This window comes from Dapis hubbardiae BLCC-M172, assembly GCF_050016015.1.
GTDB lineage: Bacteria > Cyanobacteriota > Cyanobacteriia > Cyanobacteriales > Microcoleaceae > Trichodesmium.
In genome coordinates this window covers 16,779-19,671 of record NZ_JBNHEQ010000197.1, presented here as the reverse complement: position 1 = coordinate 19,671, position 2,893 = coordinate 16,779, and the positions used below count along the sequence as shown (strand labels likewise).

Here is a 2,893-nt window from a genome sequence, read left to right as displayed (position 1 = left end):
TTGTCAAATTGCTATGAGTTATAGATTGGGTTGGGAGACCTAACCCCTACTCAGTCAACAAGGAAAAATTAATTGCTCTTGTTAATTTTATCCTACTATTCCAACTCCTGAATTTTTCCAAATTTTGTCAAATTGCTATGAGTTATAGATTGGGTTGGGAGACCTAACCCCTACTCAGTCAACAAGGAAAAATTAATTGCTCTTGTTAATTTTATCCTACTATTCCAACTCCTGAATTTTTCCAAATTTTGTCAAATTGCTATGAGTTATAGATTGGGTTGGGAGACCTAACCCCTACTCAGTCAATCAGGAAAAATTAATTGCTCTTGTCAAATTGTTATGAGTTATAGATTGGGTTGGGAGCCATAACCCCTACTGAGTAAATCAGGAAAAATTAATTGCTCTTGTCAATTTTATCCTACTATTCCAACTGCTGAATTTTTCCAAATTTTGTCAAAGAGTTATAGATTAGGTTTGGAGACATAACCCCTAATAATCGATCGCTCTTCAAAAAGAGATTATTTTCAATAAATTGTTTAAGTCAATACTAGAACTTAATTTATTGCTATTGCTACTTTTAACCAACTATCAAATAACCCTTGATGAGTAGCAACCCATTCTTCAGCATGACGGCGAATATCTATAGGTTTATTTTCCCCATTTTTCACTTTTTCCTGCTGAAGATTAACATCGTCTAAAGGAATTTCAATTTGTTCAAAGAAACGTTGAGCAATTGGGTTAGTCTCCACAAATTTCTTATTAGCTAATATCCTTACATTATCAACTGGAAGACCAAGATTTTTGCCATTTAAAGAGGTATCTTTTTCAGTAAAATCTTCCATAGTTCCTATTAGAGAAGTGAAAGGAACATTCAACCATTCTACTTCCTCCCCTTCTTTTAAGAGAGACGCAAACCAATGGGGTTTCCAAGCAAAAAATAGAATTGGTTTTCCTTGACGATAACGAACTAAAGCATCTGCTAATAAGGCAGAATAATCTCCTTGAATTTGCTCGACAGTATCCTCAAGTCCGTAAACTTCTAAATGATGACTGATAATTCTTTCGCACATCCAACCAGCAGTACAACCAATTAAATTTGCTTTACCATCACCATCAGAATCAAAAAGTTGAGCAATTTTGGGGTCTTGAAGCTGGGATAAATTAGTAATATTGTATTCTTCAGCCGTTTTTTTATCTATCTGATACCCCTGAGTAGAATTAGAAATAAGAGTTCCCAATCTTTCTAACTTTTCTTCTCCACCATTATTGTCAAAAAATTCTTGGTGTGCAGCTTCCCAATGGGTTCCAGCAAAATCTAAATCTCCATTACTAACAGCAATGTGCAGTGCTGGAACATTTAGTTGCTTTTGATTTTTTACCTCATAGCCTAATTTTTCCAGTCCAATATTTACAATTTCTGTGATAAATGTACCGTAGGTTTCTAAACCAGAAGTTGGACGTACTACTATTCCTTTTCCTGGCAGTGGCTCTTCAGTTGACTTAATATTTGTTTGATACATTAATTGCCAACCTGTTGCACCAACTAGCAAAGCAAGCACTATACTTATACCTAAAGTTGCTTTATCGCGTTTAGACAACCCAAGAGACCGGAAAAATCCAATCGGACCACGGTCTTGCCAAGACTGAACACTACCTTGACTAACACTTTGAGTAATACGGTCTAGCATTACTGCAATTAATACAATACCTAACCCCCCTACCGCTGCTAGTCCAACATTTAAACGACCTAAACCTTGCAATACCATTTGTCCTAATCCCTCTACCCCAATCATTGAGGTGACAACTGACATTGATAAAGCTAATAAAATGGCTTGGTTTGTGCCAGCAAGTATAGTAGGTAAAGCTAAAGGAATTTGCACCTCTAATAAAACTTGTTGCCGAGTCGAACCAAAAGCAAGTGCAGCTTCTACTGCTTCTGGAGATACTTGGCGAATACCCAGGTTGGTCAGACGAATTAAAGGAGGAACTGCAAAAACAAAAGTTGCTATTATACCAGAAACTTCCCCAATTCCAAAGAGCATTACTACAGGTACTAAGTAAACGAATGTCGGAAGAGTCTGCATCGCATCCAAAAGAGGTCGCAATACTTTATTGAAGCGATCGCTCACCGCACAAACAATACCTAAAGGAATACCGACCAGCATACAGAATATTACGGCAGTCAGTATTAAAGATAGGGAAACCATTGCTGCTTCCCAAGCTCCACAAAAACCGATAATAATTAGAGCTATAAAACTATAGATAGCTATTTTTCTACCTGCTAATTGCCAAACTACCAAAGTAATAATTATCAGAAAAATTAAAGGCGGAATTGCTAGAAAAGTCGATTTTACTATTTCTAGAGTTCCGCTAATAGGTAAGCTAATAGCTTGAAATAGAGGACGAAAGTTATCAACCAGAAAATCAACTAAATTATTAACCCATTCATCTAGAGGTAAAGTATAAGATTGGAAGGGGTTCAATAAATTGTCTAATCCTCCTAGAGTTTCAGCTATGAAGTAGTGAGATAAATAATTCAAAATAAACAAAATTTACTGGCTCCTCTAATGATTTTTTTTCTCCAAATTTATACTTGGTTGCTCCAAACTTTTTAGTACATCAACTGTTTCTACCATAACTTCAAATTCTTTTTTTGTGGTTCACAACCACTAGGAAAAACAAGAGTTTTTCAAGGTTATTTCAGTTATCAGTTATCAGTTATTATTCATCTAGAGGTAAAGTATAAGATTGGAAGGGGTTCAATAAATTGTCTAATCCTCCTAGAGTTTCAGCTATGAAGTAGTGAGATAAATAATTCAAAATAAACAAAATTTACTGGCTCCTCTAATGATTTTTTTTCTCCAAATTTATACTTGGTTGCTCCAAACTTTTT

Annotated in this window: 1 protein-coding gene; it reads right to left on the bottom strand. The window is 35.4% G+C overall.

What is annotated here, in order from left to right; all coding sequences use genetic code 11:
- Positions 1-554 precede the first annotated feature (554 nt).
- Positions 555-2,549, bottom strand: a complete 1,995-nt coding sequence (gene proX / locus ACP6PK_RS18135) for a glycine betaine/L-proline ABC transporter substrate-binding protein ProX (protein ID WP_426561431.1) — start codon at positions 2,547-2,549, stop codon at positions 555-557.
- Between the last annotated feature and the right edge of the window lie 344 nt (positions 2,550-2,893).